The 26,436-nt window shown below is 55.7% G+C and carries 25 protein-coding genes; 6 read left to right on the top strand and 19 right to left on the bottom strand.

Annotation, left to right across the window (positions count from 1 at the left end; all coding sequences use genetic code 11):
* Positions 1 to 238 precede the first annotated feature (238 nt).
* The 10 genes from ACN0TA_RS06690 to gabT form a co-directional block, all read right to left on the bottom strand.
* On the bottom strand, positions 239 to 1,159 hold the full coding sequence (locus ACN0TA_RS06690) for a LysR family transcriptional regulator (protein WP_417581060.1): 921 nt from the start codon (positions 1,157 to 1,159) through the stop codon (positions 239 to 241).
* A 44-nt stretch (positions 1,160 to 1,203) separates the two neighbouring features.
* Positions 1,204 to 2,628, bottom strand: a complete 1,425-nt coding sequence (locus ACN0TA_RS06685; protein WP_417581058.1) for an aminobutyraldehyde dehydrogenase — start codon at positions 2,626 to 2,628, stop codon at positions 1,204 to 1,206.
* Positions 2,629 to 2,671: 43 nt separating this feature from the next.
* Positions 2,672 to 3,718: an ABC transporter ATP-binding protein gene (locus ACN0TA_RS06680; RefSeq protein WP_417581056.1), complete on the bottom strand. Its 1,047-nt coding sequence runs from the start codon at positions 3,716 to 3,718 to the stop codon at positions 2,672 to 2,674.
* Between the two features lie 6 nt (positions 3,719 to 3,724).
* The gene (locus ACN0TA_RS06675; protein WP_417581053.1) at positions 3,725 to 4,528 is read right to left on the bottom strand and encodes an ABC transporter permease; all 804 of its coding nucleotides are present in this window, start codon (positions 4,526 to 4,528) and stop codon (positions 3,725 to 3,727) included.
* Positions 4,521 to 5,345 carry an ABC transporter permease gene (locus ACN0TA_RS06670; RefSeq protein WP_417581051.1) on the bottom strand — a complete coding sequence of 275 codons (825 nt, stop codon included), beginning with the start codon at positions 5,343 to 5,345 and terminating at the stop codon, positions 4,521 to 4,523. Before ACN0TA_RS06670 ends, ACN0TA_RS06675 begins: the two co-directional genes overlap by 8 nt.
* Positions 5,346 to 5,414: 69 nt before the next feature.
* Positions 5,415 to 6,449, bottom strand: coding sequence for an ABC transporter substrate-binding protein (locus ACN0TA_RS06665; RefSeq protein ID WP_417581049.1), 1,035 nt, complete (start codon positions 6,447 to 6,449; stop codon positions 5,415 to 5,417).
* 79 nt (positions 6,450 to 6,528) lie between these two features.
* Positions 6,529 to 7,002, bottom strand: coding sequence for a DUF3830 family protein (locus tag ACN0TA_RS06660; protein ID WP_417581047.1), 474 nt, complete (start codon positions 7,000 to 7,002; stop codon positions 6,529 to 6,531).
* A gap of 98 nt (positions 7,003 to 7,100) precedes the next feature.
* A complete protein-coding gene (locus ACN0TA_RS06655; protein WP_417581045.1) occupies positions 7,101 to 7,844 on the bottom strand; it encodes a gamma-glutamyl-gamma-aminobutyrate hydrolase family protein in 744 nt (247 codons plus the stop codon).
* The gene (locus ACN0TA_RS06650; protein ID WP_417581043.1) at positions 7,841 to 9,283 is read right to left on the bottom strand and encodes an NAD-dependent succinate-semialdehyde dehydrogenase; all 1,443 of its coding nucleotides are present in this window, start codon (positions 9,281 to 9,283) and stop codon (positions 7,841 to 7,843) included. Before ACN0TA_RS06650 ends, ACN0TA_RS06655 begins: the two co-directional genes overlap by 4 nt.
* Before the next feature lies 1 nt (position 9,284).
* The gene (gabT, locus tag ACN0TA_RS06645; RefSeq protein WP_417581041.1) at positions 9,285 to 10,559 is read right to left on the bottom strand and encodes a 4-aminobutyrate--2-oxoglutarate transaminase; all 1,275 of its coding nucleotides are present in this window, start codon (positions 10,557 to 10,559) and stop codon (positions 9,285 to 9,287) included.
* Positions 10,560 to 10,683: 124 nt separating this feature from the next.
* On the opposite strand from gabT, the gene ACN0TA_RS06640 reads away from it, so the two are divergent.
* On the top strand, positions 10,684 to 11,562 hold the full coding sequence (locus tag ACN0TA_RS06640; RefSeq protein WP_417581039.1) for a LysR substrate-binding domain-containing protein: 879 nt from the start codon (positions 10,684 to 10,686) through the stop codon (positions 11,560 to 11,562).
* Between the two features lie 30 nt (positions 11,563 to 11,592).
* On the opposite strand, the gene ACN0TA_RS06635 is transcribed toward ACN0TA_RS06640, so the two are convergent.
* A complete protein-coding gene (locus ACN0TA_RS06635) occupies positions 11,593 to 13,266 on the bottom strand; it encodes a thiamine pyrophosphate-binding protein (RefSeq protein ID WP_417581037.1) in 1,674 nt (557 codons plus the stop codon).
* A 289-nt stretch (positions 13,267 to 13,555) separates the two neighbouring features.
* Here ACN0TA_RS06635 and ACN0TA_RS06630 point away from each other — a divergent pair, with 289 nt between their 5' ends.
* Positions 13,556 to 14,701, top strand: a complete 1,146-nt coding sequence (locus ACN0TA_RS06630; RefSeq protein ID WP_417581035.1) for an alpha-hydroxy acid oxidase — start codon at positions 13,556 to 13,558, stop codon at positions 14,699 to 14,701.
* A gap of 32 nt (positions 14,702 to 14,733) precedes the next feature.
* Here ACN0TA_RS06630 and ACN0TA_RS06625 read toward each other — a convergent pair whose 3' ends face one another.
* The 8 genes from ACN0TA_RS06625 to ACN0TA_RS06590 form a co-directional block, all read right to left on the bottom strand.
* Complete coding sequence (locus tag ACN0TA_RS06625) at positions 14,734 to 15,582, bottom strand: fumarylacetoacetate hydrolase family protein (protein ID WP_417581033.1); 849 nt, start codon at positions 15,580 to 15,582, stop codon at positions 14,734 to 14,736.
* Between the two features lie 21 nt (positions 15,583 to 15,603).
* Entirely contained in the window at positions 15,604 to 16,887 is a 1,284-nt protein-coding gene (locus ACN0TA_RS06620) for an L-fuconate dehydratase (RefSeq protein WP_417581031.1), read from the bottom strand.
* A 16-nt stretch (positions 16,888 to 16,903) separates the two neighbouring features.
* Positions 16,904 to 17,635 (bottom strand): SDR family oxidoreductase, encoded by a 732-nt coding sequence (locus ACN0TA_RS06615; RefSeq protein WP_417581029.1) that lies wholly within the window; start codon positions 17,633 to 17,635, stop codon positions 16,904 to 16,906.
* A 12-nt stretch (positions 17,636 to 17,647) separates the two neighbouring features.
* Positions 17,648 to 18,754 (bottom strand): mandelate racemase/muconate lactonizing enzyme family protein, encoded by a 1,107-nt coding sequence (locus ACN0TA_RS06610; RefSeq protein ID WP_417581027.1) that lies wholly within the window; start codon positions 18,752 to 18,754, stop codon positions 17,648 to 17,650.
* A gap of 2 nt (positions 18,755 to 18,756) precedes the next feature.
* A complete protein-coding gene (locus ACN0TA_RS06605) occupies positions 18,757 to 19,860 on the bottom strand; it encodes an ABC transporter ATP-binding protein (protein ID WP_417581025.1) in 1,104 nt (367 codons plus the stop codon).
* A 3-nt stretch (positions 19,861 to 19,863) separates the two neighbouring features.
* On the bottom strand, positions 19,864 to 20,727 hold the full coding sequence (locus ACN0TA_RS06600) for a carbohydrate ABC transporter permease (RefSeq protein ID WP_417581023.1): 864 nt from the start codon (positions 20,725 to 20,727) through the stop codon (positions 19,864 to 19,866).
* Entirely contained in the window at positions 20,724 to 21,626 is a 903-nt protein-coding gene (locus tag ACN0TA_RS06595) for a carbohydrate ABC transporter permease (RefSeq protein WP_417581021.1), read from the bottom strand. The genes ACN0TA_RS06600 and ACN0TA_RS06595 overlap by 4 nt, the downstream gene beginning before the upstream one ends.
* Positions 21,627 to 21,760: 134 nt before the next feature.
* Positions 21,761 to 23,086: an ABC transporter substrate-binding protein gene (locus ACN0TA_RS06590; protein WP_417581019.1), complete on the bottom strand. Its 1,326-nt coding sequence runs from the start codon at positions 23,084 to 23,086 to the stop codon at positions 21,761 to 21,763.
* Positions 23,087 to 23,278: 192 nt separating this feature from the next.
* On the opposite strand from ACN0TA_RS06590, the gene ACN0TA_RS06585 reads away from it, so the two are divergent.
* From ACN0TA_RS06585 to ACN0TA_RS06570, 4 genes are all read left to right on the top strand, one after another.
* A complete protein-coding gene (locus tag ACN0TA_RS06585) occupies positions 23,279 to 24,046 on the top strand; it encodes an IclR family transcriptional regulator (RefSeq protein ID WP_417581017.1) in 768 nt (255 codons plus the stop codon).
* A 19-nt stretch (positions 24,047 to 24,065) separates the two neighbouring features.
* Positions 24,066 to 24,893 (top strand): amidohydrolase family protein, encoded by an 828-nt coding sequence (locus tag ACN0TA_RS06580; RefSeq protein ID WP_417581015.1) that lies wholly within the window; start codon positions 24,066 to 24,068, stop codon positions 24,891 to 24,893.
* Positions 24,894 to 24,906: 13 nt separating this feature from the next.
* Positions 24,907 to 25,236, top strand: a complete 330-nt coding sequence (locus ACN0TA_RS06575) for an L-rhamnose mutarotase (protein ID WP_417581013.1) — start codon at positions 24,907 to 24,909, stop codon at positions 25,234 to 25,236.
* A 116-nt stretch (positions 25,237 to 25,352) separates the two neighbouring features.
* A complete protein-coding gene (locus ACN0TA_RS06570) occupies positions 25,353 to 26,426 on the top strand; it encodes a Gfo/Idh/MocA family protein (protein ID WP_417581011.1) in 1,074 nt (357 codons plus the stop codon).
* Positions 26,427 to 26,436: the final 10 nt, after the last annotated feature.

Raw genomic sequence — 26,436 nt, 5'->3', positions numbered from 1 at the left:
TCTGGTTTCGTACTCCCGTCCCTGCGGCCCCTTCAAGCGAGCCGCGCTCATAGCTCTCTTAGCACGAGGAATCTGCGTTGTCCTGACCGGGTTGCCTTGCAATCGCTCAACTTTTCGGGTTCGGCGTATAGTGATGCAATTGTGCACGTCCAACGGCGGCGACCAGCTATAAATGGATATAGACAGAGGAAAATTAGAATCCAATCAAGGCGCTGGCCACGAAGCCTAGTGCATAGAATTAATCGATCCAGGCGTGTGCAGGGTTAACTTTAGCGCAATAGTGCTCGGCGGTTTCGCGTGCTCTCCTGACGACCCGCCTGATGAAATCCTGCTGGGTCGATGCCTGATAGCTGGCAATTATCGGCATTGGCGGAAACCGTTTGGCAACTTTGATCGGATTGAGCAATCCCGAGTTCAGCTCGCGGCTGATCGTGACGCTCGGCACGGCCCCAACACCAAACCCGTCGATCAACAGATTGATGATGGCGTAAAGCGAATTGCAGCTCGTGAGCTTTGACGCCAGTACCTGTTCGTCATGAAAGTATGGTGCCACCATTTGATAGGGAGGCGAATCTTTTGGGAATGAGATGATCGGCATGTCCGCCAGGGCGGCGACCGAATAGGTACGATCGGGATCGATCAGTTTGGGCGACCCAGCCCAGGTCATCTGAAAGACACAGGCTGTGTAGTTGCGAAAGCCATCGTCGAGCACAGGATGCAGGCAGAAAACCAGGTCGAAGTCGCCCTTGCGCATCCCATTGACCAGCGGCTTGGTGCCATCCACCGTCATCTCAATCTTGAGCTTGGGAAACGTGTGGTGCAGAGAGTCGATAAGAAGTGGCATCCACGTTGACGACACTGAATCAATGGCGCCTATGCGCAACGGGCCCGGAGCGTGTCCTGCACCCTCGCCGATTTCACCGCGCAGTGTTTCCACATTCTCAAGGATCGTTTCGAAATGGCGCAGCACGTGCTCGCCATCCAGCGTTAGAGCGAAACGCCCCTCGCCGCGTTCGACGAGCCTGCAGTCAAACTCCCGTTCAATGGCCGCTAGCCGGCTCGAGATCGCCGGCTGCGTCGTATTGAGTTCTTCAGCCGTCCGTCCGAAGTGGCGATTGCGAGCCAGAACGACGAAAGTTTTCATGTCGAGTGTGCGCATGGCCGTCTTCTAGCTTGCCATGCGCTCGAGAGGAAGCGCCGGGCTCAGGACGCGATCATCACATGCCGGGCCTGGGTGTACTCAAGCAGTGATTGCATTGAGAGATCTGATCCATAGCCGGAGTTCTTCATTCCACCGTGTGGCATCTCTGTCGCAAAGACACCATGCGTGTTTACCCATGTCACGCCATATTCGAGCGCATTGGCAATCGACATTGCAGACGTCGCGTCCCGCGACCACACTGAGGATGCAAGTCCATATTCAGACGCGTTTGCCCAGCCCAGCGCCTCTTCAGGCGACTCAAAGGGCGTAACCGTCACAACCGGACCAAACACTTCCTTTTGGACGATCTCACTTGAAATCCCCGCCTGGATAAGCGTCGGCTCATGAAAGAAGCCCGCCCCTTCGGGCGTCTTCCCCCCAGAGAGAATTTCCCCACCATCCGATTGTGCTCGAGAAACGAACCCGGCAACGCGCTCCTGTTGCGCTTTTGAGATCAATGGCCCAAATTCCACGCCGTCGCGCTCGGGCGCTCCGTACACCAGGCTGTTGACCATCGATTGCATGCGTGCGTTCAGGTCGGATACGATCGAGCGATCGGCGAATATGCGACACGCCGCTGTACAATCTTGACCCGCGTTATAAAAACTGGCTTCGCGCAGCGTTTCTACAACTGCATCGAGATCGGCGTCCTTTAGAACTATGACGGGCGCCTTGCCCCCCAATTCGAGATGGGTGCGCTTGATCGTTTCGCCCGCTGCCGCCTTTAGAACCGCCCTGCCCGTCCTGACATCACCGGTAACCGAAATCATCCGCACCAAAGGGTGCGTGATGAGCTTTTGGCCCACATCGAGTCCATTGCCGCAAATGATATTGACGACCCCGTTGGGCAAAAAATCATTGAGGAGCCCGCCAAGCGTCAGCAGACTGAGGGGGGTGTTTTCGGAAGGCTTAATAACAACGGTATTTCCCGCAGCCAGAGCCGGCGCGATCTTCCATGCTGCCATGAGCAGCGGGTAATTCCAGGGCGCAATCGAGGCAACGACACCGATGGGGTCGCGCCGAAGCATCGACACCATATTGTCGGCCCGATAGCCGTTTGCGGCCACACCCGGCACATTCCTCGCTGCCGTAGCAAAATAGCGGAAAACATCTGCCACATTGGCCAATTCGGCAGCCTTAACGAATCTAACGGGTTTGCCGGCGTTGCGGGACTCAACGTCAGCCAACAGGTCGGCATTTGACTCGACGGCGTCGGCGATTGCCCACAGAAGGCGCGAACGCAGTTTCGGCGTCGTCTTGCGCCAGTCCCCGAAGGCTCTGTGAGCAGCGACAACTGCCTGTTCGACCTGCCCGGCGTCGGCCGACGCCACTTCTGCAAGCACTTTGCCACTGGCAGGCTCAAAAGCCGTCTCGCTCAGTCCCTGCCCTGCGACATAGGCGCCATCGATCAAAAGGCGAGTTTCCATTGTTCACATTCTCCGTAGTCGGTGGGCAGCCAATGGCCAGTTGTCAGGCGGGTTCACTCTCATCGAGAACCCTGATGCGCGCGGGGTCGATCTTGAGACCGACTTTGTCGCCACGTTCGTAGACGGGGTCGGTGCCAGCCAGAACGCGCAATTCGGTGTCGGCGAGGCGGAGGACATAGCGATTGCGCGCGCCGAGAAAGATGCGCGTTCCCACTGTGGCAGTGATCTGACCTTCCTCGATCGGGCAGATTACAATGTCTTCCTGACGCATGGTCAAAAGGCCCTTGCCCTGCGCTTCAGGCGTAGATTCAAGTGGAATTGTCTGACCGTCGGCAAGGCGGGCGTTCGATCGCGAAACGGTCGCTGGCAGCAGATTTGCAGCGCCCAGGAAATTCGAGGCGTACCCCGTTCGCGGTTGAGAATAAATCTCTGCTGGCGCCCCTTCCTGTTCGACCTTTCCCTTGTTGAGCAGCACAATCCTGTCTGAGAGGCTCAGCGCCTCTTCCTGATCGTGCGTCACAAAAATGGTGGTCAGACCGAGCCGCTTATGAATTTCGATGAGTTCCACCTGCATGTCTTCCCGCAAGCGGGCGTCCAGATTCGACAATGGTTCGTCCAGCAACAAGACCAAAGGCCGCGTAACAATTGCACGGGCTAGTGCTACACGTTGTTGCTGCCCTCCGGAAAGCTGGCTGGGCTTACGATCAGCAAGGTGACCCAACTGGACCGTATCGAGTGCGCCACGCACCTTGTCCTGCTGCTCGTCACGATTGCCGATTCCCCTCATTCTGAGCGGAAAGCGCACGTTTTCTGACACCGAAAGGTGTGGCAGCAACGCGTAGGATTGAAACATCATGGCGATGTCACGTTTCTCAGGCGGCAGTTGCGTGACGTCGGCGCCGTCGATTTCAACTTGACCGCTGGTCACCCCCTCAAGGCCTGCGACGATGCGCAAGAGTGTCGTCTTTCCGCACCCCGACGCGCCTAGCAGGCTTATGAATTCCCCCGACGCAATATCGAGTGAGATGCCATGCAGCACTTGGATTGGACCGAAAGATTTCTTGATCGAAGTTAGACGAACATCAGCCATGGCAAATCAGGAACTCGCGAATTTCTGCACGCCGAGCATGCGGTCGATGATGAGGATCAGGGCAATCGTGATGCCGATCATGATGGTAGAGACTGCAGCAACCGAAGGGTCCGGACTGAATTCCAGTTGGCCATAAATCTGCACTGGCAGCGTTGTCAGTCCCGGTGTCCTCAAAAACAGCGCCAGCACGGCCTCGTCGAAAGAAATATTGAAGGCAAAGAATGCACCGGCGATCAGGCCAGGACGGCATTGTGGCACAACGACCAGCCAGAGGCGCTGGAGCCGGTTGGCACCCATTGTCTGAGCCGCTTCTTCGAGAAATGGGTCGGATTCGGAGAGCACGGCCAATGTGGTACGCACGACGTAAGGGATCGTGATCACAGTGTGGCTGATCCAAAGTGTGACCAGTGTCACAGGTCCGAAAACAGCACTCCAAAGCATCAGCATGCCAATGGCGTAAATGATCGTCGGCAGCACAAGCGGCGACAAAAAAAGTGTAGCGAGCGCGCCGGAAAAGGGTAGCGAACGCCGATGGATGGCAATAGCGGCTGCGCCACCGATCAGAGTGGAGCTCAAAGTCACTAGCAAAGCGACTTGCAAGCTCAACCAGGCAGCGCCGAGATAGGCATCCGAAGCCAGCACATTTTCATACCACCGCAGCGAAAATCCCGCTGGCGGAAATGCTATGAACTGGCTTTCCGATACTGACACACCGATAACGACCACCAAGGGTGCCAGCAGGAACAGCGCCGTCACTAAGACAAAGATGGCTGTTGCGACGCGCAATGGGGTGGAAATGGACTTAACCATGCGAACGCCCTCCCCCAAGTCTGGCATAGGGCACGAGAATGATCAGGATACCCAGGAACAAGATGACGGCCTGGGCTGCGGCGAAGGGCCAATCCAACGTTTGGGTGACCGACCGATAAATCGATGCGGCGAGCACCTGGATACGAGACCCGCCCAGCAGATTTGGGGTTACGAATGAGGACGCAGACAGCGTGAAGACCAATAGCGACCCGGCAACAATGCCGGGAAGCGCCAATGGCAGCACCACGGTTCGCAGCGTCTGTAAGAACGAACAGCCCATCGTGCGTGCAGCTTCTTCAAGTCGCGTATCGATACGCGTTACGACACCCAGGATGGAAAGTGTCATAAACGGCAGCAACACCTGAACCATACCGATCACGATGGCGGTTTCAGTCTGCATCAGCGAAAAATTGCGCCCCACAAGACCGAGGTTCTGCAGTGTTTCGGAAACGAGGCCGGACCGACCAAGCAGCACCATCCAACCGAAGGTACGCACGACCACGCTCGTCATGAGCGGCAAGATGACAAGCACGATCAACCACAAGCGCAGCCGGGACCCGACACGCGCCATGATGTAAGCAAGAGGGAACCCGACGGCAGTACAAATTACCGTGATGAGCAGTGAAAGCCTCACGGTGCGCCAGAGCACGCCGAGATAGTAGCTATCACCCAGAAAACGCGTGAAATGCTCGAGGGTAAACCCCTGTTCTCCCGAGACCGCCAGAACCAGCATCTGCGCAATCGGAATGAAAAATGCCAGCGCCAAAAGCAGCACGCCTGGCAATAACAGCAGCGAATTCTCCGTACGGTCGGTCATTGGTGGCCTCGGAAAACTGGAACGCCATGCGCGGACGAATTCCGCGCATGGCAGAATAGGAAGTGACCCTTACTGGGCGATCGTGCGGTTCCAGGCATCGACCCAGGCGGCGCGGTTGGCCTCGATCACTGTGGGGTCGAAACGCAGCAGACCCGCGACGGCTTCCGGTCCGTAGACCACATCGGCCGCAACTTCATCGCTAAGCTCCACCATGGAATTGGTGGGTGTGTAACGCAGTGCTTCAGCAAAACAAGCCTGTGCTTCCGGCGAAATCTGCATATCGATGAACTTGAGTGCCAGTTCGTCATTGTCACGACCAGCAACCAGGTTGGCTGTTATGAAGCTGGCGGGCGTGCCCTCTTCGCCCTGCACAAATGCTGTAGGCAGTCCGGCATTGCGCAAGGTGAAGGCATAGTCGGAAGCGTAAGGGGCGACCCACGCATCGTTCTGCGCAAACTCCTGCTGAATCTCGGGTGATGTCGAAACGATGATGGCGCCATTCTCGAGCAAGCCGCTCACAGCGTCCAGCCCCGGCTGAATGTCGTCTAGGCTGCCGCCCTCAACCTGATTGAGCATCAGGAAACCCAACATGCCATAGCCGTTAGAGATATCGGTCAGGACAATGTGATCAGCATATGCCTCATCAAAAATATCAGTCCAGGAAATTGGCGCTTCAGGGGCGTTTTCTGTGTTGTAGATCATGCCGATAGCGGCGATCGAATAGGCAGGGCCTTCACCGGCTTCGAGATTGGCCTTGGCGAAGTCGTAAAGATCGGCCGCGTTTGGCAGGCTTGAGGGGTCGATGGGATCAAGCAACCCCTCCTCCGCGCCCACGATTTCCTGACCACCAGAGAAGTGGATGACGTCGAATTGAGGCGCCTGTGCCTGAGCGCGCAACTGTGCAAACGCATCTGCGGAGTAAGCTGTCACGATCTGGACCGAAGCACCGGTCTCAGCTTCGAACGGATCAATAACGCATTGCCGGTGAGCTTCTTCGTAAGCGCCGCCAAAAGAATTTATCGTGATAGAGTCGCCCTGTGCGAACGCTGTCGTGGCCATAAGGGCAGCAACGCCAGAAAGGGCGATTGACGCATAGATTTTCATGATTGTTATCCTCTCTTTGGGTTCAAGCATAACTTGTCGATGCGCGGCCATCCCTCTTGCGACCGCGCATCTCGAAGGATCAAAGGCGACCAAACTCGATAGTCTTGATACCTTCCTTGCGAATAAGCCGGCATTGCTCGGCAACAGCATCGAGCCCTTCGGTCATTTTCGCGAAATAAGTGCAAGGTATCCAACCGGTCGGGCCAAACGTCCGCCCACCAACGCCGTAGAACATACCTACTTCCCAGAACTCATCCGGATCGATCTTAAAGAAATTCTTGGGCTGGTAGAACCACAGCATGTCACCCGGTTCCGGCAAAACTGTCTGGTTCTCGGGCGGCAAGCTCTTAGGATCGAAGTTGCGCGCACTTTCTGGCAAGCCCATCATGATTTCCGGGCCCGAAAAGATCGCGTGGCTGGCCGGGACCTGAATGGGCTTTTCGAGCGCACCCCAGATCGCCTTGCACGTCTCCGGCGCATTGTCCCAATAAAGAGAAATGATCCCTTTAACGTCTGACTCGACAAATTTTAGGTAGAGCTTACGGTCTGTCATTCTGCCTCCAGCAATGCGATATGCCAGCATCACACGGCATGGGATCAGATCTGTCCAATCTTAATGCGCAATTGATCCGATAAAAAAAGTTTATCGACTTACCGCATAGCGGCACGAGCTGCTCTGCCGACATAGCGCCAAAAGGCGAGATCGTGGTGTCGACCATCAGGTTGCCACTCAGGATGCCACTGAACAGCCAAAACGGGTGCAGCAGAATTTCTTGCGGAGAGCGCCTCGACGACGCCGTCGGCCGATCGAGCTTCTATTTGGAGCCCGTCACCTATGCGATCGCCCCTCTGAAAATGCACGCTGTTGATTGTAATTTCGCCCTCTCCGACAATCTCTGACATGAGCCCGTCGCCGGAAATTGCAGCAGGATGGCTATACCCAAACATTGCCTCAAGATTGGCGCCCACCGGCGCATGATGAGAAAATGCAGCATAGTTCGCTTCCCGTTCGTCAGCCAATGTTCCTCCGAACGCAACGTTGATTTCCTGAAGGCCTCGACAGACCCCGAAAACCGGCTTTTCCATCGCGATTGCAGCATGAATGAGCCGCTGGCTAATGAAATCGCGCGCAGGATCCAATGGCGTCGATCCGCTGCCAGCCGCCCCATAGCGTTGGGGCTCAATGTTCGAGTTCGAGCCTGTAAGCAGCACGGCATCGACGCGCTCAAGCAAGCTTTGCACCGCAAGCTCATCGCTCCAGGCAGAAACTATGATCGGGATTGCGTCAGCATAGTTGGTCACAGCATCCAGATAGCGCTTTTTGACGATGCTAGCCGGCTCGCCCTCCACTTCCCGAACACAGGACACAACGGCTATCAAAGGTTTGGATGTCAAACGCCGAGCCCTCCGATAAGGCCATATTTGAGTTCTGTGAACTCGGTGATCCCGTGATGTGAACCTTCGCGAGCATTGCCACTTTGCTTAATTCCGCCGAATGGAGCCATCTCCGACGACAGTATGCCAGTGTTGATGCCAACCATCCCGTATTCAAGTCCATCGAGCATGCGATAGCTGCGCGCCATATCTGTAGTAAACACATATGCTGCCAGCCCTGTCTCGCTTGCATTGGCTTCGGCCAGGACCTCGGTCTCGCCTTCGAAAGAAAATACCGGCGCCAATGGTCCGAATGTCTCTTCACTGGCGACCTGCATGTGTGCGTTCACGTTTTTTAGTACCGTCGGTTCAAAAAATGTTCCGCCGAGTGCGTGTCGGCGTCCGCCCGCAACAAGCTTCGCACCCCGATCCAGCGCATCGGCAATGTGGGCTTCTACCTTCTCAACAGCGGCGAGATTGATGAGCGGTCCCTGCGTTACGTTTCCATTGGCTCCATTGCCGATTGTCAGGGCATCAACTTCTGTTGCCAGCCTGGATACGAAATCGTCATGGACGCTTTTGTGCACATAGATGCGATTTGCGCAAACGCAGGTCTGGCCCATATTACGAAATTTGGATGCCATCACGCCGGCCACCGCGGCATCGAGATCAGCATCTTCAAAGACGATGAATGGCGCGTTTCCTCCGAGCTCTAGCGCCACACGTTTCATTGATTGGGCCGCGCGAGCCATGAGATATTTGCCCACATCCGTCGAACCGGTGAAGCCGATGAGCCGGACGTCGGGATGTGTGACGAAGGCTTCACCTATTGCCTTTGCATCGCCGGTCACAACATTGAACACACCATCGGGCAAACCGGCACTTCGAGCCAGTGCTGCCAAAGCCAATGCCGTCAGCGGGGTTTCAGGCGCAGGTTTGAGTACCACCGTACACCCACTGGCCAACGCCGGAGCCACTTTTCGCGTGATCATCGCAGCCGGAAAGTTCCACGGCGTAATCAGCGCTACAACGCCGATCGGCTGGCGTAATACCATCGCATAGGTATCATCGCGGGGTGGAGGCAATATCTCACCCAGGATACGTTTTGCCTCTTCTGCGTAATACTCGATATAGGATGCCGCGTAGTCTATTTCGCCGCGGGCCTCGGCGATGGGCTTTCCCTGCTCTGCTGTCAGCAGCGCAGCAAGATCCTCGCGATGGTCGATGATCAGGTTGTACCAAGCTCTCAGCATGGTCGAGCGTTGCTTGACCGACTGCCGTTTCCATTTAACAAGCGCCTTGGCAGCCGCATCCAGCGCTCCCTTGGCCTCTTCCTCTCCAAGCTTAGGGACACTCGTGATTATGTCACCAGTAGCGGGATTGGTGACGGGCGACTGCGGTGACCCAATCCAGTTGCCATCGACAAGACACCTGTTTTCCATCCAGTCCTTGATGATCATCTCAGTCTTCCTTTCCCAATGCCACACCCAGGCGGGTAAGGCCGTCATCAAGTTGATCGTCCGGTACCGTCAGTGGCACAAGGATCCGGATGGTGTTCCCAAATATTCCACATGTCAGGATAACTAGGCCAAGCTCCAGCGCATGATGGGCCACAGCCTTTGCCGCCGCAGCATCAGGCTGACCGTTCGCGTCAATGATGTCGAAAGCGATCATCGCGCCAGGTCCGCGCAAACCAACAATCCGACGCCCGGCTTCGTTCGCGATGTAGCTTTCCAAACGATCTCTAATGCGGTTGCCGATCAGACTGGCCCGCTCGAGCAGAAATTCATCTTCAATAACGTCAAGGACCGCCAGCGCCGCTGCACAGGCAACAGGATTGCCAGAGTAGGTGCCGCCCAGGCTACCGGGCGACGCCTGATCCATAAGATCTGCTCGCCCAATGACACCCGAAAGAGGGAATCCACCGGCAAGAGATTTTGCTACGGTTATTAGATCTGGCCTTACAGTGCTGTGCTCCATGGCAAACATCTTGCCGGTGCGCCCAAAACCAGTCTGGATTTCGTCGGCAATCAATACAATCCCATGCTGGTCAGCCAATTGGCGCAGTTCTGCCAGCAAAGCTTCCGGTGCGGAATGAAATCCGCCTTCTCCCTGCACGGGCTCAATGATGATTGCTGCCACATCTGCAGGAGAGATGTCAGCTCGGAACAACCGCTCCAGCGCCTTCAAACTCTCCTCTACGCTGACGGAGTCAGCCTCACAGGGAAATGGGACATGGAAAATGCCGGCCGGCCCGACGCCGAACTGATCTCTGTAAGGTGACACCTTCCCGGTAAGGCTCATCGCGAGATGAGTGCGACCGTGGAACCCGCCGGCAAAAGCAATAACCCCTGCCCTTCCCGTTGCAGCGCGGGCGATCTTTATGGCGTTCTCGACAGCTTCGGCGCCGGTTGAAAAGAACACGGACTTGGCCGGGCCATCGATCGGTGCCAGAGCATTCAGGCGTTCAGCCAGCGCGACGTATGGCTCGTAGGGAAGAATTTGGAACGCTGTGTGAGTGTAAGCTTCGATTTGGCGTATTGCCGCTGCCAGCACTTTGGGGTGTCGATGTCCAGTATTGAGGACCGCTATGCCTCCTGCAAAGTCAATGAACGACTTGCCATCGGCATCCCAGAGAATGGAATTCTCTGCGCGCTCAACAAATATCGGATAGGCACTCGCTAAACTGCGCGCGACTGCTGCATCACGGCGGAAGATAAGCTCACTGTTTGTCACCACGGCTCCTTGCTCAAGCTTGTTTCGACTTGGTGCTAACACGCCGGCAATGCCGTGGGAGGTGACATTGCGTTAGCCATGGTGGTGCTCTAAAGCTTCCACTACATCACGCTTGGAGGCCCGTTTGACTGTCCCCGATCTTCCACCATTGCATTTGCTTCGCGCTTTTCACGCCGTCGCCGACACGGGCAGCATTCGTAAGGGAGCCGAGGCGCTTGGCATCACGCACACCGTTGTGAGCAGGCATGTGCGAAACCTCGAAACCTATCTGAGTGCAAAGCTCTTTGAGCGGCATACAACCGGGGCCAAATTGACCAGCGACGGTCGACAATTGTACGTTTCAACCGATGCAGCGCTTGCGCAATTGGAGGACGCCGTTCAAAAGTTCATGCCGCGAACAGTTCAGGGCCGCCTGCGGATTTGGGCAATGCCTGGCCTTGCCGCCAGATGGCTCAGCCCGAGACTAACGGATATCCAAACTGCATTGCGGAATGTAGAGATAATTTTGCGTGCTTCCGAAACGGCCCCTGATCTGGATGGAAGCGAAGCAGATCTTTTTATCGGGTTTGCTGAAGTCGCTCGAGTGCCCAGTAATACCGTGCTGCTGGCGACGCCAAGAATGTTTCCGGTCGCCAGCCCTCAATGGCTGGCCGATCACGGAACCCCGAAAAATCTTCGCGGGCTTTCGCGCCTTCCGCTGATACACGAGAACGACCACCGACAATGGACTGCATGGTTTAGAGCCGCCGGTCTCGACGACTTGCCGCCATTGATTGGCCCGAGCCTATGGAATGCCAGTCTTGGCCTGGATGCCGCGCTCTCTCATCAAGGAATCGCATTGGCCACCCAACTCAGTGTAGCAAACGACATAGCTGCCGGTCGGCTCAAAGAGATACTGGATACCAATGTGACGACCGGCAGTTATTATCTTGAGACAGCCCCAGACAAAAGAAACAAACCCCACCTGGTTCGCTTCCGAGCATGGCTCCAGAACGCCATGTGAAATAGGCTTTTGCGATATCGCCGCTGTTCGCTAACGACGCGCTTTTTCCAGTGCAGTCTCGCGCAATTTGTCGAGCGTTGTCCGTGGCGTGATCGCTTGCGGGTCCAGTTTCAATTCCACCACTGCCGCCGTGCCTGCTGCCAATGCCCGCTCCATGGCTGGTGCAAATTCGGCCGTCGTGTTCACGGTTTCGCCGTGAGCGCCAAACGCGCGAGCGTAGGCCGCGAAATCGGGATTGACCAGGTCGGTCGCCGAGATGCGGCCAGGGTAATGGTTTTCTTGATGCATCCGTATGGTGCCCAGAATGCCATTGTTGAAGACGATGGTGACCGGTATTGCACCCGCCGCTATCGCTGTGGCCATATCTTGAGCGCTCATAAGGAAATCCCCGTCACCGGCAAAGCAGATGACCGGCGTGTCAGGCCTAACAATGGCGGCAGCTATGGCTGCGGGGAACCCGTAGCCCATTGAGCCCGAAGTCGGCGCAAGTTCGGTTGCAAACTGACGATAGCGGTGGAAGCGATGTAGCCAGACAGAGAAGTTGCCCGCTCCATTGGTATATATTGTTTCCGGCGGCATGTTGGACTCGAGCCATTCCATGACCGCGCCAAGCTGTATGTCTCCCGGATTGGGGGGGCATACCTGCCATTCGGCATAGGCAGCGTGCGCCGCCTGGCCGGTTCCCCGCCAAACCGGATCCGGAACAGGGACGAGCTCAGAAAGTGCATTTGCAAATTCGCGAGGCGTTGCGTTGATAGCAAGCGTCGGGTGATAGACCCGTCCCAGCTCTTCAGGATCGGGATGGACATGGACAAGCGTCTGGCTTGGTACCGGGATATCGAGCAGCGTGTAACCTCCAGTCGTCATTTCCGTGAGGCGAGCGCCTATCACAATCAGTAGATCGCTACCCTCGATGCGTTCGACCAATTTGGGATTTGGCCCTATGCCCAGATCCCCGGCATAAAGGGGATGAGCGTTATCAAAGCGGTCCGCGCGGCGAAAGGTTGTTGCCACCGGCAGTTGGTTGGCTTCGGAAAAGCGATGAACTGCCGCCACAGCGGTCTTGTCCCAAGGAGCGCCGCCAAGCAGGAGCATGGGGCGCTGCGCATCCGCTAGCATTGCACGCAGTTGCGACATCTGGAGCGGCCCTGGCCAACTTTCGAGCGGCGTGAATGGCAAGGCGTCAGCAACGTCGATGGCCCGAGTTAGCATATCTTCGGGCAAGGCAAGCGCAACTGGGCCTGGCCGACCACTTGTCGCAACCCGAAACGCACGCGCGATAAACTCCGGCAACCGAGACACGTCATCGATCTGGGCGGTCCATTTGGTGACTTGCCCGAACATACGACGATAATCGATTTCCTGAAATGCTTCACGTTCGACCTGATCGCTGGCGACCTGTCCGATAAACAAGATCATTGGTGTTGCGTCCTGCATGGCCACGTGCAGCCCGGAACTTGCGTTGGTCGCCCCTGGCCCACGCGTCACCATACAAATCCCAGGGCGGTTTGTGAGCTTGCCATGGGCCTCTGCCATCATGGCCGCATTGCCCTCATGGCGGCATGTGTGCGTCTTGATTTCCGCAGTGTCGTAAAGCGCATCGAGAACGGCCAGATAGCTCTCGCCCGGTACACAGAATACATGGTCGGAGCCATGAATTTTGAGCTGATCGACAAGTATCTGTCCGCCAGTGCGAATGGGCATGTAGGTCTCCTCTGAGGTTTTGACATCACCAACTCCTCGACTGGCGCTGCCCTTGGTCGGAGACAATCAGATTTTCTCTCCTTGGTGGAGACCAATGAAGATTGCAACACCTCTCATCCACCGATTTCGCGATCGGTCAAAGAGCGACACTGCGACGGTCTATTTATTTGTAAACTGGATATTCATTGACGGATGCGCTAGAGATTTTGCGACAAAGCATTGCAAAATACCAACCGCTCTTGTCTGTTCTGGCTGGAGCACAATGCCCCAGTTAACAGCAGGATGCGCCATGCGGCTCAGTAATTGCCACAATTTCCAGGATTTTCGGCGCATGGCACGCCAGCGGCTCCCTGGCCCCATATTCAACTATATTGACGGAGCCGCTGATGACGAAGTCACACACCGTCGGAATACTGAGGCCTTTGATACAGTCGATCTTGTCCCGAGCATACTCAAAGGCGTCAAAGACATAGACATGTCTGTGAACGTGCTGGGACAGAAACTGTCGATGCCTGTTTACTGCTCGCCAACCGCACTACAGCGGCTGTTTCACCACGAGGGCGAACGCGCTGTAGCCGCTGCAGCCAATAAATTCGATACAATGTTTGGGGTCTCGTCGCTGGGAACCATAAGTCTTGAGGAGGCGCGGCAAATCTCCTCGGGCCCGCAGGTCTATCAGTTCTATTTCCATAAAGACCGTGGACTGAACCGTGAGATGATGGCGCGCGCTAAGGAGGCAGGCGTCAACGCCATGGTGCTCACTGTCGATTCGGTAACCGGCGGCAACCGCGAGCGGGATAAACGTACCGGCTTTTCCATTCCCTTTAAGCTCAACCTCGCCGGAATCGCACAATTTGCAATGCGGCCAGCCTGGGCTCTAAACTACCTTACCCATGAAAAATTCTCGCTACCCCAGCTCGATGACCATGTCGATATGGGTGGGGGAACCATGTCCATTTCGAAATACTTTACCGAAATGCTCGATCCTGAACTTTCGTGGAAAGACGTCGAAGATATGGTAGCCGAGTGGGACGGCCAGTTTGCGCTTAAGGGCGTAATGTCGACCGAAGACGCAAGCACCGCCGCCGAAATCGGATGCACCGGAATTGTGCTCTCAAACCACGGCGGACGACAGCTCGACGGCTCTCGCACCGCTTTTGAGCAGCTAGGCGAAATCGTCGATGCGGTCGGAGACAAAGTCGACGTCATGATGGACGGCGGCGTGCAACGCGGCACTCATGTGTTAAAGGCCCTGGCCATGGGTGCAAAGGCGGTTGGACTGGGTCGATACTACCTCTTCCCTCTTGCCGCAGCCGGTCGACCAGGTGTCGAGCGCGCTCTTGCCAACATGCGTGCGGAGATTGAGCGCGGGATGCGCCTGATGGGCGCTCAAAAGGTCAGCGACCTCTCACGCAAGTCATTACAATCCCGGTAAATACTAAGGGCGCCGTAGCGCCCTTAGAACAACTATGACCAGGCAACAGTTCTCTGGTGTTGCTCGCCAAGTCCTTCAATCCCAAGGCGCATTGTCTGGCCGGCCTTGAGGTAGACGGGCTCGGGTTTGATTCCCATTCCTACCCCTGGGGGCGTACCGGTTGAAATAACGTCACCGGGCTGCAGACTCATGAACTGCGAAAGATAGCTCACTACCTTCGCTACACCGAAGATCATGGTCTTCGAGGAGCCATCTTGATAGCGGCGACCATCGACCTCGAGCCACATGGCAAGGTTTTGGGGGTCGGCGATTTCGTCCTTGGTGACAAGCCAAGGGCCAATCGGGCCAAACGTATCAGCCGATTTGCCCTTAACCCATTGTCCTGAACGCTCGATCTGAAACTCGCGCTCAGAGAGATCGTTGATCAGGCAATAACCTGCAACGTGATCTAAAGCATCCGCCTCGTCGACGTAGCGGGCCTCTTTGCCGATCACGATGCCGAGTTCGACTTCCCAATCTGTTTTTTTTGAGTTCTTCGGGATTATGACATCGTCATTGGGACCGTTGATTGCGCTTGTCGCCTTCATGAAAATGATTGGCTCTGCCGGAATGCTCGCGCCCGTTTCTGCAGCGTGGTCTGCATAGTTAAGTCCGACACAGATGAATTTGCCTACCCGTCCCACGCAAGCGCCGATACGTTGATCCGCGTCGAGTTCTGGCAGACTTGATCGGTCGACATCTTGGAGTTTGGCGAGCCCTTCAGGGGTCAACACGCTTCCAGCAATGTCATCGACGACGCCTGAGAGATCCTTAATCTTGCCGTCAGTGTCCAGAATGGCAGGTTTCTCGGCGCCTTTGGCTCCAATGCGCATAAGTTTCATGCGACGACTCCTAGTTTCCAGTTAGTTTGGCACGGCATCAAATAGATGCGCCTGTATGGATTCAGCATGCATCTCGATAGAAAATCCGGGCAGTTTTGGGGGCATGTAAGCCGCATTCGAAATGAAGCAGGGTTCGACGAAATGTTCGTGCAAGTGGTCGACATACTCGATCACCCTGCCCTCCTTGGTTCCAGATACGACAAGATAATCAATCATGGAAAGGTGCTGAACGTATTCGCACAGCCCTACGCCTCCAGCATGGGGCCAAACGGGCTTGCCAAATTTCGCCGCCATGAGCAGCACTGAAAGCACTTCGTTCAGTCCGCCGATACGGCAAGCATCAATCTGCACGATATCGATGGCATCGCGGGTGATGAATTGCTTGAAGAGTATGCGGTTCTGGCACATTTCGCCTGTCGCGACCCTAACAGGCGAAACGCCCTCCCGGATCTTGCGATGACCTTCAATGTCGTCGGGACTTGTCGGCTCTTCGATAAAATAGGGATTGAAGCGCTTTAAGGCGTTGATCCATTCAATTGCCTCATCAACCTCCCAGACTTGGTTCGCGTCGATCATCAGCTTTCGATCCGGCCCCATGATCTCGCGCACGATCTCAAGGCGCCTGATATCATCGTCCAGGTCACGACCCACCTTCATCTTGATGTGGCAGAACCCGTTATCCACGGCCTCCTGCGCAAGGTGCCGCAACTTGTCATTTGAATACCCTAGCCAGCCGGCTGACGTTGTGTAACAGGCATAGCCCTCTGCTTCCAAGGTGGCCATACGCTCCTTCTTGCCGAACTCGACGCGACGAAAGATATCAAGCGCTTCCGCCGGCGTGATGGCATCGGAAAGGTAACGGAAATCGATGATGCGCACCAATTGCTCCGGCGTCATCTCGGATACGTATTGCCAGACCGGCTTTTGCGCCTCCTTGGCCAACAGATCCCAGACCGCGTTGACAACTGCACCGGTTGCCAAATGCATGGCTCCCTTATCAGGACCAATCCATCGGAGCTGGCTGTCGCCGGTGATACTATGCCAGAAGGCTCCAGGATGGTCTGCAATCGCCTGCAAGTCCAGACCTTCCACGCGATATGCCAGAGCTTTGACGGCAGCGCAGACGACTTCGTTGCCTCGACCGATCGTAAATGTCAGCCCGTGACCCTGATGCGATCCGTCGGTATGCAATATCACATAGGCAGCAGAGTAGTCGGGATCAGGATTCATAGCGTCCGAGCCATCGAGTGACTGCGACGTCGGGAACCGCAGATCGAAGCATTCGAGGCGGGTGATCTTTGTCATGGTGTTCAAAATGCTCTTAGGCAGTCCAACCGCCATCAATATTGTAAGCTTGGCCCGTGGTGTAAGTCGCACCGGCCAAATAGACTGCAAGGTCAGCGATCTCTTCGGCGGTGCCGATGCGTCCGATTGGCTGACGGGCGATAAAGGCAGCCCGAGCGGCTTCGTAGTTGCCCATGGCCCGCAATCTGTCCTGCAAGGACGGGCTATCGACAGTGCCGGGGCAAATCGCATTGCACCGAATTCCCTTGTCTACAAAATCGACGGCAACCGATTTTGTAAGACCTATCACCGCTGCCTTTGATGCTGAGTAGGCAAAACGGTTTGCGACGCCCTTAACCGAAGACGCGACCGAAGACATGTTGATGATTGCGCCGTCACCTCGTTCGAGCATACCTGGCAAAACGGCCTTGATTGTCCGCATCTGCGCCTTGAGGTTGAGTGCGAGCGCGAAATCAATGTCCTCATCGCTGCACTCAAGAATGTTGCCGCTGTGAACAATCCCCGCACAGTTAAACAGAATGTCGATCTGCCCGAATGTGCTTATGGAATTGGCGACCGCTTCCGCGGACAGCACATCCAACACGTGGGTGGAAATCGCGTCTTGGCCTTTCAAGTCCTCTAGCTTTTCAGCGTTGATGTCCGTCGCAATCACGTATGCGCCTGCCTTGGCAAACGCCAGCGCCGATGCTTGCCCGATCCCTTGCGCCGCAGCTGTAATCAGACAGACTTTGCCTTTGAGATTGTTCATATCGAGTTCGTCCTATGACACTGAAGACCTGCTGCCATCGACGGTAAGCCCTTCAATGGCATCGAAATCCCAGGCTATGCCGAGACCCGGTGCGTCGGAAGGAACAGCCTTGCCGTCGTGGATCGTCATGCCCTGTGAAGTTATTGAATCAAGTTGCGGAATGTACTCCACCCAGCGTGCGTTCGGAACGGCAGCACAAAGCGAAACGTGGAGTTCCATGAGAAAATGGGGCGCCACCGTCACGTTGAAACACTCAGCAAGGTGAGCAACCTTGAGCCATGGCGTTATGCCACCAATGCGTCCGACATCGACCTGGACAATGGAACAGGCGTGCCGCTCAAGGTATTCGCGAAAATGCAGATGCGAATAGATACTTTCGCCGATTGCGACCGGAATGCTCGTGTGACCGACTAGCCGCGTGTGACCGGCGATGTCATCGGCTGGCAGGGGTTCTTCGAGCCAACCGATATCAAGCACTTCATATGCCCTAGCCCGTCTGATGGCTTCATCAACGGTGAAAGCTTGATTAGCGTCAGTGAAAATCTCAAACCCAGGCCCTACTGCGTCGCGTACCGCTGAAATGCGAGCGACATCCTCGTGCAAGGGCCGACCAATCTTGAGCTTGCATCCAGAGAAACCACGCGCTTTTGCGGTTACTGCGTCCTCAACCAGCGCTTCCAGTTCCAGATGCAGCCATCCGCCTTCAGTTGTGTAAAGTGGTATTGCATCCTGAGCCCCGCCAGCAAGTTTGTGCAGAGGCAGGCCAAGCTTCCGAGCCTTGAGATCCCATAGGGCTGTGTCGATGGCAGCGAGTGCGATTGATGTAATCGCGCCGACGCTGGTCGCGTGTGTAAGGAAAAGCAGGTCGCGCCAGATTTTTTCGACATCATAAGCTTCTCGGCCAATGAGTGCTGGGGCCAACGTCCGCTCTAGCAAGCTCATTACGGCGTGGCCGCCAGTACCGATTGTATAGGAATAGCCTGTTCCCACGGTTCCATCGGCATCATAGATCCGCACAATCGGCGTTTCCTGTGATACGAAAGACTGGATGGCGTCGACCCTCTTCACCTTCGGCTTGAGGTCGACCATCAGCAGTTCAACGCGTTCGATCAATGCCATGTCTAAAGTCCAAGGTTCCTGCCAGAGACCTTGTCGAAGACATGCAGGCGCGACAGATCGAGCGTGAATTCAAGCTGCTCACCTGGATTTACCGGGCGTGGATTAAGCATTTTACCCTGTACTTCCTTCCCACCGAGTTCGGTGATCAGGATTGATTCATTGCCCAACAATTCTGCAATGGTGACGTTTCGGGTTACAGAAACAGAAAGTGCGCCTTCGTGAAGCGAGTGGCCGCGTGGCGCAAAACCATCTGGGCGAAAACCCACAACAACAGACTGTCCGTCGGCCACCTTGTCGGCAATCGGAGCGGGCACCGGTATGGCGAAACCATCGCTCAAGGTTGCGACAGGTTGCCCTCCACTGATTGAAATCGTCGCATCAAGCTGGTTCATCGGCGGAGATCCTATGAAACCGGCAACGAAGGTATTCACCGGATTCTCGAAAACTTCGGTGGGCGTCCCTACCTGCTCCACATAGCCGTCGCGCATGATGACGATCCGATCCGCCAGCGTCATGGCCTCGACCTGGTCATGAGTGACATAGATAACCGTGGTCTTGACCCGCTGATGCAGCTTTTTGATTTCCACCCGCATCTGGCCCCGCAGCTTGGCGTCGAGGTTAGAAAGGGGTTCATCGAATAGAAACACGTCGGGATTGCGAACTATGGCGCGGCCCATGGCAACGCGTTGACGTTGGCCACCAGAGAGATTGGCTGGCAAGCGGTCCATGAAGTCCACGAGACCAAGAATAGCGGAAGCATCATCCACCCGTTTCTTGATTTCGGCCTCATTTTCGCCGGCGATTTTAAGGCCAAACCCCAAATTCTCGCGAACGGTCATGTGCGGATAAAGTGCATAGGATTGAAACACCATCGAGATGTTTCGCGCACGCGGCGGCAGCTCGTTGACGACGCGATCGCCGATGCGAATCTGCCCGCCCGAGATATCCTCCAACCCGGCAATCATTCGCAGGGTCGTGGACTTTCCGCAGCCGGACGGGCCGACCAGGACAACAAACTCATTCTGGGCAATCTTGAGGTCCACACCATGAACAACTTCGAGTTGTCCGTAACGCTTTACGACCTTTTCGAGGGTAACTTCGGCCATTGATTAACCCTTCACTCCGCCGAAAGTCAGTCCGGCAATCAAATGTTTCTGTACGATATATGTGAGCACGAGAGCCGGAATGATGATCAGCACCGCCATGGCGCTCATCCCAGTCCAGTCCACTGTGAACTGAGCAGTAAAATCCATTAGCCCGACCGGCATGGTTTTTGACGCCGTCGTGCGTGTGAGCTGACTGGCCAGCGCGTATTCATTCCAAGATGTCAGGAACGCAAAGATCGCTGCAGACGCCAGCCCGGACCGGGCCAACGGAAACTCTACTTTCCAAAACGCCTGCCAACGGGTGCACCCATCGATTTGCGCTGCCTCCGACAAATCGGCGGGAATCTGGCGGAAGAACCCGTCTGTGAGCCAGATCGTGAATGGGATGTTGATCGCCATATACACAAGGATCAAACCGAATTGGGTGTCGATCAGACCGATACGGCTCCATAGCACGAATAGGGGAAGGCTCAGTGCGACGCCCGGCACCGTTCTACTCAGCATGAAGCCCAGGAACAGCGCACCTTTGCCCTTGAAACGGTAGCGCGCGAAAGCGTACCCGCCAGCCATACCGACAAAGATTGCCACCGCAGTCGATGTCAGTGAAATCACCAAGGAGTTGATGAAGTACTGCGCAACCGGCAAGCCCTGCTGGTTCGCAGTGAGCCCGAAGAGACGCTGAAAATTGTCCAGCGTCCAACGCTCGGGAATCCAGACCGGCGGTCGCGCAAGAATTTCGATGTTGGGTCGAAAAGCCGTCAGAACGACCCAAAGGCCAGGGACGCACAAGATGGCCATGGCGATGAAAACGCCGAGACGGATCAGCCAACGCTGCCAGGGCTGTTCTATGGTCCTTGTCCGGCTCATTGTGCACCTCCCATGAAGCCGCGGGCCTTGATCAGTTGGCGGTAAAAATAGACCGTGAACGCTATCGAGAGCAGGATCGAGACGTACCCCATCGCATTGGCCATCCCCATCTGGGAGTTCTGGTAGCCAGTCCGGGTCATGAGCGTCCAGATGAGTTCCGTTCGCCCCGCCGGCCCACCATTGGTCATTATCCTGACCATGTCGTAAGCCCGCGCGACGTCCAGAGAGCGGATCGTCATTGCGATGAATATGAACGGCATCAGAAACGGCAACGTAATATGCCTGAACACCTGGAAGGCATTGCACCCATCCACTTTGGCCGCCTCAAGCGGCTCCTTAGGGAGCGCTAAAAGACCGGCCAAAAGCAGGATCGCAAAGATCGATGTAGACATCCACATTTCGGCAAAAATGATAGCGAAATTTGCAAGGGTGCCATCGACGAGCCAAGGGATTGGTGTGTCGATGAGCCCGAGGTCAAACAGCGCGTTGTTCACCAGGCCGATGGAGTCGTTAAAAATGTACTTGAACTGAAAACCAACAAGGATGGGTGAGAACATCATGGGAAACATCATGATCGTTCGCAGCGTCCGCTGGCCCCAGGTAATTTTGTTGACCAGCAGAGCCAACCCCAAGCCAAGAAGCAGCTCGAGATTGAGCGCTATGGTAATGAAGACAACAGTTCGCCCGAATGCCCACCAGAAATCGTCATCACCCATCAGGCGCTGATAATTTCTCAGTCCGACGAAGTTAAACAGGGAGTCGGGGCGGGTGAGATTATAGGACGTAAAGCTCGTCCAGAACGAGATGACCAACGGAACAAGCACCACCGCCAAGATCACCAGTATGGCGGGCATCAAGAGCAGGTAAGGAACGGCCCGTGGCGAGCGAAGGAATTTCATGCGGTTCGGCGTCCCGGTTTCAATTGGGGATTCGGGCCTGAATCGGCCTTGCGGGCGGCGTCTTTGCGCACCCGGCAGGCATAGGACGTGGGATGCCGCACAGTTTCGGCACCCCACGCCTGGGAGGAGTTGGTCTAGATCAAACCCGCATCTTCCATGATGTAGGTTGCTTCTTGGGCTGCATCGTCCAATGCCTGCTGGGCGTCTTTTTCACCCACTATGGCTGCCTGGAGTTCAGGCCAAAGAACGTTTGAAACCTCAATCCACTGCGCGATCAGCGGCGGGGTCCGGGCCTCGTCGAGCGAGCCTTGGAAGACTTGGAACATTTCAGCCATATGCGGCATGTCGTTTTCATTGAACCAAGCAACTGCTTGATCGAATGTGGCCGAACGCGTCGGCAGGTTGCCTGCCTGCGCTTCGAGCAACTCGCTTTCGTCATTGGTCATGAAGACGGCAAAAGAAACTGCGGCATCCTTGTTGTCACACGCCTCGGTGACCGAGAATGAGTGTGAGCCGGACCAAGCACCACGAACGCCTGCCGAACCGACCGGCGCGACGGCAAAACCGAGATCGTCTGCAATTCGCGAGGCTTCAGGGTCAGCATAGAAGCCAGCAAATCCTGGCCAATCAAGATCAAGAACAAGCTGACCAGCCGCCATTGCCTGACCTATGTCATCCCAAGTGTAATTGACTGTGCCAGCAGGAACCGCGCCGGCCTCATAGATGTCGATAAACCACTGCAGAGCTGCCACGCCTTCGGGTGAATTAAACGTGGGATTCCAGTTCTCGTCGAACATGTCCCCGCCATTCGCACGCAGGATTTCCATGAAGCGACCCGACATCCCCTCGTCCTTGCCAGCAAACGCGGTTCCATAGACGTTGGGAGGGTCAGCAAAGAAAATAACCTGCTGCCTGAATTCGTCATAAGTGGTCGGCGGCGCCAGTTCGACACCAAACTCCTCCATATAGGCCGCCTGGTTGTCGGCATCGTCGTATGCGGATTTCCGGTAATAGAGGTTGGATACATCTGTGACGCGCGGCAACTGCACAAGGCGACCGTCGACCTCGGAAGCGGCCAGCGTGCCTTCGACGTACTGTGAGAGCTCAGACTCTGGGATGTGGTCATTGAGGTCGATATAAAGGTCGCCATATTGCGGCGCGAAACTCGTGTGGTTTGAACCAACGCACCATGAAATCTGCCCGGCGGCCATGTCTTGCTTGATCTCCCGATCAAGGTCGAAGTGGTTTTTGGACGAAACGATCTCGACAGTCGCGCCTGTCATCTCCTCCCACTCGGGGATGCGCGTGTAGAGGCGCTCATACTGAGTGCCACCAATCAGTTTTACGCGAAGCGTATAGCCATCGAACGAGCCGTAGTCGAATTCTTGTGCAACGCCAGCTCCGGCAACGGCCAGAACAGCGCAGGATGCAAGAAGCCCTTTTTTCCAAATCGTATTCATCTTCCCAGTTCCTCCTCCAATGATGGGCTGATGTCGGTCGATCAAATCAAGTCTTGATCATCCATATTTGAAAGTACTATTTGTATGTAATCACAAATCAAGCAGAATGGTCAATGGCGGTAGCGCGACAAAGTCGATGGAGGGCGGCACACCGAGCGCCTATAGTGCGCGCAAATCGCTTGGAGGATACGCATGGCATTGGATGATGCAGACCGTTACAGGGCCCCTGCTCTCGACAAGGGTCTTGATATTATTGAGCTCTTGGCCAGCACCGAAGAGGGCCTGAACCAGGCAGAGATTTCGAAGGCATTGGGACGGACACCCAACGAGATCTACAGGATGCTAGATCGGCTCGTGCGCAGGAACTACGTTCGACGCACAACCGAGGACCGCTATGAACTGACGCTGAAACTCTTTGAGCTGGCCCATCAGCGACCGCCGATTAAGCGCCTCGTCAGCCAGGCGATGCCACTATTGCGCGACTTCGCCAGGCAATCCCAACAAGCGTGCCATCTCGTCATTCACGATCGCAACGCCCTTGTTGTCGTGGCCCAAGTCGATGGGCCTGGTTATTGGAACGTGTCGATCCGGGTTGGATCGCAGATGGGCCTTGTCAATACAGGCTCAGGGCACGTCTTCCTGGCCTTTGCCAGCAAGGAAGAACGTCAGTTCATGCTTGAAGAGCATGGTGTCGCGCATATTGAGGTCATCTCACCGGCCTTGGAGCAACGGCTCGAGAAGGTGCGCGAACAGGGATTCGAAAACATGCCGAGCGCGCAGGTTGGTTCTGTTTACAACCTTTCAGTCCCCATATTCGGACCGCTTGGCACGATCAAGGCGGCACTCACCTGCCCCTATACGGACCGACTTGATCGCAACGATTCCCCAGACACGGCCAAGACAATAGAGCTCTTGCTTGCCGCATCAGCCGAACTATCCCAGCAGCCAAAATCCCTCTGACGGTTGGAGAAAAAGCCACATGCGCATTGTGGACACCCATTTGCACCTGATCTACCCCGAGCGCTTCCGTTATCCTTGGCTGTCTGGAGCACCTGCCATCAATAAGCGCTGGTCGGCCGAGGACTACTTTGCGCAAGCCAGCACACTCGGAATAGAAGCTGCTCTTCACATGGAAGTCGACGTCGCCGAAGCTGACATGATTGCTGAAACGCAGTTCATGACTTCAGCTAACTCCGGTATCGTTGGCGCAATTGCTTCATGTCGCCCGGAAGATGACGGTTTTGATGCATTTCTGGATCGCGTGGCCGCCATTGACGGCGTAAAAGGGCTTCGGCGGGTGCTGCACCAGTCACCCGACGCGCTCTCAGAAACTGACCTCTTTGCCAGCAATCTCTCAAAACTCGCTGATCGTCAGCTAACTTTCGATCTTTGCGTCAGGGCCGACCAATTGCACATTGGTCGATCTCTGGTCGACAGGGTCACAGACGTCCAGTTTGTCCTTGATCACTGCGGCGTTCCCGACATCGCCGGCGATGACTTCCAAAGCTGGCGAAGAGCTATCAGTGATATTGCAAAGCGTCCAAACCTCGTAGCCAAGCTCTCGGGTATTGTCGCCTATGCCGGCCCCAATTGGACTGCAGACGATCTGCGTCCTTATGCCGAGCACATCATAGAGGCATTCGGATGGAACCGCCTTGTGTGGGGATCGGATTATCCAGTTTGCACGCTTACTGCCGACCTTGAACGCTGGGTCGAGGCAACGCACACGCTGCTATCGGGTTCAAGTGAGGACGAAAAAGCTCGGCTGCTCCATCGTAACGCCGAGCGAATCTACCGAATTTCATAAGAGGAAATTGGACATGCAACGCATAGGATCAGTGATCGGGCTCAAACCCGAACAGATCGACGAATACAAACGCATTCATGCAGCGGTTTGGCCTGACGTGCTCAAGCAGATCAAATCGAGCTATATCCGCAACTATTCAATTTTTCTCAAAGAGCCAGAGAACTTGTTGTTCTCTTACTATGAGTATGTGGGCAGCGACCACGGAGCGGACATGGCCCTGATGGCCGCAGACCCTAGAACGCAGGAATGGTGGGCCATTTGCGAACCCATGCAATCGCCCCTCGCCACGCGTAGAGACGGCGAATGGTGGGCTGGCATGGAACAGGTCTTCCACGTGGATTGAGGTGCCATCTGGGTACGGTGCATGACAGCGTCAGCATGGTCTCTTGCAACCGACCTGCACATGTGAAAAGATTATTTACATAAGAATTTAGCAGTTCCACGGAGGAGGGCTGTATTTTGACACTTGAGGTGGCCGCACTGCAGCAGGCCTGGCCGCTGCCATCAGCCCCCCGCCCGATCGTCATCATCGGCGGAGGTGGGATCGTCAATGACGCGCATTTGCCCGCCTACAAACTGGCGGGACTTCCGGTCGCAGGCGTCTACGATCTCGATAATCAACGCGCTAGAACCTTAGCTGAAAAGTGGGACATTGCGGCGTTTGAAACCTTGGGCGACGCTGTTTCGACGCCCAATGCAGTGTTTGATCTGGCGCTACCGCCTTCTGCCCACCTGAAAGTTATGCCGGAACTACCCGATGGTGCATGTGTGCTGTTGCAAAAGCCAATGGGGAGTACGCTGGGGGAAGCGAGCGAAATTCTTCAACTGGCGCGCAAGAAGTCGCTAAAGGCCGCTGTCAATTTTCAATTGCGCTTTTCCCCTATCATACTGGCCATAGCCGATGTGCGACGCCGTGGATGGTTGGGAGACCTGATCGACGTTGATCTGCACGTTAACATTTTGACGCCCTGGCATCTGTTCCCCTTTCTCCAGGGCTTACCGCGCATCGAAATAGCAGTGCATTCGATCCATTATCTCGACATGCTTCGTGGTTTGCTCGGAAACCCTTCAGGGGTTCACGCCCGCACCATGGGCCACCCCAAATCCGATATGGCTCAGACCCGAACAAGCGCTTTGCTCGACTTCGGCGACGAAATCCGCACAACAATGTCGGTTAATCACAACCACGGTTTCGGCAGGAAGTTTCAAGATGCGACCTTCAAGTTCGAAGGCACAAAAGGGGTCGCCGTAGCCAAGATGGGTGTCCTGCTCGACTACCCTAACGGGGAACCTGATGAGTTGTGGATTGGCCAGGGTGAAGACCAATGGACCGAAGTGCCCCTTGCGGGCTCATGGTTCCCGCATGCATTCATCGGGACAATGAGCAATCTTCAGCGTTTTGCTGCTGGCGAAGATAAAGACCTTGTGACCTCTGTGGAAGATGCGTGGCACACAATGGCCCTGGTTGAAGCTGCATTCGACTCTGCGGCACGGCCCGCAACACCTCTTCAATCCAAACCGCGATCGATTTGATGCACTTGGG

Source organism: Pelagibacterium sp., from assembly GCF_048264985.1.
Classification (GTDB): Bacteria; Pseudomonadota; Alphaproteobacteria; order Rhizobiales; family Devosiaceae; genus Pelagibacterium.
Note: the sequence above shows the minus strand (reverse complement) of the source record. Positions and strands in the feature narration are given on the sequence as shown.